Source organism: Streptomyces sp. UNOB3_S3 (genome assembly GCF_020740895.1).
Taxonomy (GTDB): Bacteria; Actinomycetota; Actinomycetes; order Streptomycetales; family Streptomycetaceae; genus Streptomyces.
On record NZ_JAILXP010000034.1, the window covers coordinates 24,386 to 30,398 of the forward strand.

4 protein-coding genes are annotated in these 6,013 nt (G+C 74.3%); 3 read left to right on the forward strand and 1 reads right to left on the reverse strand.

Annotation, left to right across the window (positions count from 1 at the left end; all coding sequences use genetic code 11):
* Window positions 1-4 precede the first annotated feature (4 nt).
* Window positions 5-736, reverse strand: a complete 732-nt coding sequence (locus K6I33_RS06230; RefSeq protein WP_229348666.1) for a vancomycin high temperature exclusion protein — start codon at window positions 734-736, stop codon at window positions 5-7.
* Window positions 737-921: 185 nt separating this feature from the next.
* On the opposite strand from K6I33_RS06230, the gene K6I33_RS06235 reads away from it, so the two are divergent.
* The 3 genes from K6I33_RS06235 (at window position 922) to dnaG (ending at window position 5,650) form a co-directional block, all read left to right on the forward strand.
* Window positions 922-2,253, forward strand: a complete 1,332-nt coding sequence (locus K6I33_RS06235) for a deoxyguanosinetriphosphate triphosphohydrolase (RefSeq protein ID WP_229348667.1) — start codon at window positions 922-924, stop codon at window positions 2,251-2,253.
* Window positions 2,254-2,443: 190 nt separating this feature from the next.
* Complete coding sequence (locus tag K6I33_RS06240) at window positions 2,444-3,706, forward strand: FAD-dependent oxidoreductase (RefSeq protein WP_229348668.1); 1,263 nt, start codon at window positions 2,444-2,446, stop codon at window positions 3,704-3,706.
* Between the two features lie 45 nt (window positions 3,707-3,751).
* The gene (dnaG, locus tag K6I33_RS06245) at window positions 3,752-5,650 is read left to right on the forward strand and encodes a DNA primase (RefSeq protein WP_229348669.1); all 1,899 of its coding nucleotides are present in this window, start codon (window positions 3,752-3,754) and stop codon (window positions 5,648-5,650) included.
* Window positions 5,651-6,013: the final 363 nt, after the last annotated feature.

Genomic DNA, 6,013 nt, shown 5'->3' on the forward strand with positions numbered 1-6,013 from the left:
ACGGCTACCGCTCCGCCGTCTCCAGCGCCCGCTCCACGCCCGGCTCGTGCGGGCCCAGGAAGGCCGGGCTGGGCCGTACGACCGCGTCCAGCGCGGCCTTGCCCGCGGCGAGGACCTCCCGGGCCCCGCCCGCCAGCCAGGTGATGTCGTGCTTCTCGCCCGCCCCGACGCCGTACGCGTCGATGCCGGCCGCCCCGCACAGCGCCACCGCGCGCCGTATGTGGAAGTCCTGGCTGATCAGGACCGCCCGGTCCACCCCGAAGATCCGCTTGGCGCGGGCGCACGAGTCCCAGGTGTCGAAGCCGGCGAAGTCGCTGACGATCCGGCCGTCGGGCACCCCGCGCTTCGTCAGATACGCGCGCATCGCGTCCGGTTCGTCGTAGTCGTCCCGGCTGTTGTCGCCGGTCACCAGCAGTACCCGGACCTTGCCCGCGCGGTACAGGTCCGCCGCCTTGTCCAGGCGGTGGGCCAGATAGGGGGAGGGTTTGCCGTCCCACAGGCCCGCGCCGAAGACCATGGCGACCGGGGCCGCCGGGACGTCACCGGTGGTCCGCACCCGGGGCGTGCCCGCCGCGTGCACCCAGGTGACGGGCAGGAACGCCAGCACACAGGCCGCCATCACGCCCTGCACCGCCCGCCGCCGCCCGGCGACGGTCGCGGGCAGCCGGGGCCATGCGCGCGCCCGGCGCAGCCGGTACCGCAGCCCGGGCAGCCCTGCACCGCTCGTCACACCCATATGGACCTCCCCCGTATCGCGAAGGACCAACGTCGCGGCGGAGCCGGAGGTTCCCGGAGCGTCCCGGCCCCGGCGGAGGCCCCCGCGAAGCCCTCTGCGAAGCCCTCCGCGAAGCTCGCGCCGAGCCTCCGGGAAGACTCCCGCACGCATCGCTGCTGTCAGACCCTGGGGCTACCGTCGGGGGTATGAACGGCAGCGCAGCAGGGCCCGTGACAGAGCAGAACGGCATCGCCGGATACGACCCGGCCGACCTGGAACGGTGGGCGCCCGAGCCCGACAAACGGCCGGGCCGCACCGCCTTCCAGCGCGACCGTGCGCGGGTGCTGCACTCCGCGGCCCTGCGCCGGCTGGCCGGCAAGACCCAGGTGGTCACCCCCGGCACCAGCGCCCGCGCCTGGGACGCCAGCCCCCGCACCCGGCTGACGCACTCCCTGGAGTGCGCCCAGGTCGGCCGGGAGCTGGGCGCCGCCCTCGGCTGCGACCCCGACCTGGTGGAGGTCGCCTGCCTGGCGCACGACCTCGGCCATCCGCCCTTCGGCCACAACGGCGAGCAGGCGCTCAACGAAGTCGCCGGTCCCTGCGGCGGTTTCGAGGGCAACGCCCAGTCGCTGCGCCTGCTCACGCGCCTGGAGCCCAAGCGCTTCGTCACGATCCCCGCCACCGGGGAGCTCGTCAGCGTCGGCCTCAATCTGACGCGCGCCGCCCTGGACGCCGCCACCAAGTACCCCTGGCCGCAGGGCGACCACCCCACCGACCCGGACTCCCCGAAGTTCGGCGTCTACGCCGACGACACCCCCGTCTTCGCCTGGCTGCGCCAGGGCGCCCCCGGCCACCGCCGCAGCTTCGAGGCCCAGGTCATGGACTGGGCCGACGACGTCGCCTACTCGGTGCACGACGTCGAGGACGGCCTCCACGCCGGCCACCTCGACCCGCACGTCCTGCTCGCCGAGTCCGAGCGCCGGGAGATCTTCGCCGTCGCCGCCGGCCGCTACGCCCCGGGCGCCGCCCCCGACGAGCTCGCCGACGCCCTCGACCGGCTCCTGGAGCAGGAGTGGTGGCCGCACGGCTACGACGGCTCGGCCGTCTCCCAGGCCCGCCTCAAGGACGCCACGAGCCAGCTCATCGGCCGTTTCTGCCTGGCGGCGGAGGAGGCCACCCGGTCCGCCCATGGGGCCGGTCGGCTCACCCGGTACCGGGCCGAGCTGGTCGTTCCCCGGGGCACCCGCCTGGAGTGCGCCGTGCTCAAGGCCGTCGCCGACCGCTATGTGATGCAGCGCGAGGACCAGGAGAAGCTCCGCGCCGAACAGCGCGTCGTCATCGCGGAACTGGCCGAGGCGCTCGTGGCCCGCGCTCCCGACGGCCTCGACCCGCAGTTCCACTCCCTGTGGACCGAGGCGAAGGACGACGCCGGCCGGCTGCGCGCGGTCGTCGACCAGATCGCCGCCCTGACCGACAGCTCCGCCCGCTCCCTCCACGCCCGGCTCGTCGGCGGCGGGGCCGGACGGCCCCGGACGTGACCCGCTCCACCCCTTGCGGGGGCCGCCCCGTCCGGGGTACTCCCTCTACCGGCGGCACGCGGGGTACGGCACGCTCGGCGGTGGCGCCTTCCGCGGTGGCGCGGTCCGCCCGGAGGCGCGGCCCGCGGACGTGAGACCCGATGCCGTACCGCGCGCGCAGCGCGGTGCGGCGGCAGCGAGGAGGCAGCAAGTGGTGGACGCGAACCAGACGTTCGTCATCGTCGGAGGAGGACTGGCCGGAGCCAAGGCCGCCGAGACCCTCCGGGAGGAGGGCTTCACCGGCCGGGTGATTCTCATCTGCGACGAACGCGAGCACCCCTATGAGCGGCCACCGCTCTCCAAGGGGTACCTCACGGGCCGCGACGCCCGGGACAGCGTCTTCGTCCACAAGCCCGACTGGTACGCCAAGGCCGACGTCGAGCTGCACCTCGGCCAGCCCGCCGTCCACCTCGACCGGGCGGCGAGGACCGTCCGCCTGGGCGACGGCACCCTCGTCCACTACGACAAGCTGCTGCTGGCCACCGGCGCCGAGCCCCGCCGCCTCGACATCCCCGGCACCGGCCTCGCCGGCGTCCACCACCTGCGCCGCCTCGCCCACGCCGAGCGGCTGCGCGGCGTGCTGTCCTCCCTCGGCCGGGACAACGGCCACCTCGTGATCGCCGGAGCCGGCTGGATCGGCCTGGAGGTCGCCGCCGCCGCCCGCGGCTACGGCGCCGAGGTCACCGTCGTCGAGCCCGAGCCCACCCCGCTGCACACCGTCCTCGGCCCCGAGCTCGGCCAGCTCTTCACCGACCTCCACGCCGAGCACGGCGTCCGCTTCCACTTCGGCGCCCGCCTCACCGAGATCGCCGGCCACGACGGCATGGTCCTGGCCGCCCGCACCGACGACGGCGAGGAGCACCCCGCCCACGACGTCCTCGCCGCCATCGGCGCCGCCCCCCGCACCGCCCTCGCCGAGGCCGCCGGCCTCGCCCTCGTCGACCGCGCCGACGGCGGCGGCATCGCCGTCGACGCCTCCCTGCGCACCTCCGACCCCGACATCTACGCGGCGGGCGACGTCGCCGCCGCCGAGCACCCCTGGCTGGGCACCCGGCTGCGCGTCGAGCACTGGGCCAACGCCCTCAACGAGGGGCCCGCCGCCGCCCGCGCCATGCTCGGCCAGGAGGTCTCCTACGACCGGGTGCCGTATTTCTTCTCCGACCAGTACGACGTCGGCATGGAGTACTCCGGCTACGCCCCGCCCGGCGCCTACGACCAGGTGGTCTGCCGGGGCGACGTCGGAAAGCGCGAGTTCATCGCCTTCTGGCTCGCCGAGGGCCGCGTCCTCGCCGGGATGAACGTCAATGTGTGGGACGTCACCGAGGACATCCAGAAACTCATCCGTTCCGGTGCCCGCCCCGACCCCGACGCCCTCGCCGACCCCTCCGTGCCGCTGGGGAGCTTCCTCCGGTAGCCGCACGGAACGGCGCCGCCCCCGCCCGGCCGTAGAATTCACGGCGTGGCAGGCAGGATCAACGATGACGACGTGAAGGCGGTCCGGGACGCGGTCCCGATCGACGCCGTCGTGTCCGAGTACCTCCAGCTGCGCAACGCGGGCGGCGGCAACCTCAAGGGCCTGTGCCCCTTCCACGACGAGAAGTCCCCGTCCTTCCAGGTCAGCCCCGCCAAGGGGCTCTTCTACTGCTTCGGCTGCCAGGAGGGCGGGGACACCGTCGACTTCATCATGAAGATCGACCACCTCTCCTTCGCCGAGACGATCGAGCGCCTGGCCTCCCAGGCCGGCATCACCCTGCGCTACGAGGAGGGCGGCTACACCCCGGGCCGCCAGCAGGGCGAGCGCATCCGCCTGATCGAGGCCCACAAGATCGCCGCCCGGTTCTACGCGGACCAGCTGGCGAGCCCCGAGGCCGAGATCGGCCGGAAGTTCCTGGCGGGCCGGGGCTTCGACCAGGCCGCCGCCGAGCACTTCGGCGTCGGCTACAGCCCGGCCGGCTGGGACCACCTCACCCGCTTCCTGCGCGGCAAGGGCTTCTCCGACAAGGAGCTGCTGCTCTCCGGCCTCGCCCAGGACAGCCGCAGCGGCAAGCCCATCGACCGCTTCCGCGGCCGTCTGATGTGGCCCATCCGCGACATCACCGGCGAGGTCATCGGCTTCGGCGCGCGCAAGCTCCGCGACGACGACAACGGCCCCAAGTACCTCAACACCCCAGAGACGGCGATCTACAAGAAGTCGCACGTCCTCTACGGCATCGACCTCGCCAAGAAGGACATCGCGAAGACCAACCGCGCCGTCGTCGTCGAGGGCTACACCGACGTCATGGCCTGCCACCTGGCCGGCGTCACCACCGCCATCGCCACCTGCGGTACCGCGTTCGCGGGCGACCACATCAAGATCCTGCGGCGGCTGCTGATGGACAACGCCGCCTCCGAGGTCGTCTTCACCTTCGACGGCGACGCCGCCGGCCAGAAGGCCGCCCTGCGCGCCTTCGAGGACGACCAGAAGTTCGCCGCCGAGACCTCCATCGCCATCACCCCCGGCGGCATGGACCCCTGCGAGCTGCGCCTCGCCGAGGGCGACGCGGCCGTGGCGGGACTGGTCGAGTCCCGCACCCCGCTGTTCGCCTTCGCCATCCGCCAGGTCGTCGCCCGGCACAACCTGGACACCGCCGAGGGCCGCGCCGCCGCCCTGGAGGCGGCCGCGCCGATCGTCGCGAACATCAAGAACAGCGCCATCCAGCACGAGTACGCCGTCCAGCTCGCGGGCATGCTCGGCATCCTCGACACCCAGTTCGTGGTGCGGCGAGTGGGCCAGCTCGCCCGCTGGGCCCGCGAGCGGGGCCAGCGGCCCGACGGCCGTACGCCCGCCCGGCAGAGCGCGCCCCCGGCCGCCGCGCCCGCCCCGCAGGGGCAGCGCGGGCCCGCGCTCAACCTGCGCAGCCCCGCCGCGCTCACCGAGCGCGAGCTGCTCAAGCTCGCCCTCCAGCACCCCCACCTGGTGGCCCCGGCCTTCGACGCGTACGGCGAGGACGAGTTCACCGCCGCGCCGTACGTGCTCGTGCGCCGCGCCGTCGAGGCGGCGGGCGGCGTCACCCAGGCCGACGCGGGCTACCTCGCGAAGGTCCGCGACGCCGCGCCCGACGACACCGTCCGGTCCCTGGTCACCGAGCTCGCCGTCGAGGCGGTCCGCGCGAAGACCGTCGACGAGGTGTACGCGGGCGTCCAGCTCGTGCAGGTGCGGCTGAGGGCCGTCGAGCGGCGCATCCAGGACGTCCAGGCCGGCCTGGTCCGCCTCGGCAACAGCCCCGACCCCGGCCACCTGGCCGCCGTCCAGAACGAGCTGTGGGTCCTGGAGCAGTACGGGCGGGCGCTGAAGGACCGCGGCGCGGCGGCGCTGTAGCGGCCCCACCGGCCGAAAACGACCCCTCGGCATAAGCGCCCGGTCACGGTCCGGGCTCAGAAAGTGAGCGCAAGCCCCTCGTGGCGGGCACGCGTCGTGCCCCACACTGGTGGGCGGTGCCTCAAGGGGGCCCGGAGCGCGGCAGGTCCGGTACAGCGGACCGGAGGAATCCCCCCGATGTCCGACGCCGCGCCGGCTCCCCGGCCGCCGTCGCGCCCGACCGCTCCGCCGTATGCTCCGCCGCACGTCCAGCCGCTCGTTCTGCCGCCTCAGCAGCGATCACCTGGAGGTCGCCCCCGTGCAGACCCGGACCCCGACCCTGAAGGCCCCGGCCCACCCGCTACCGGCGGTGCCCCAACAGGC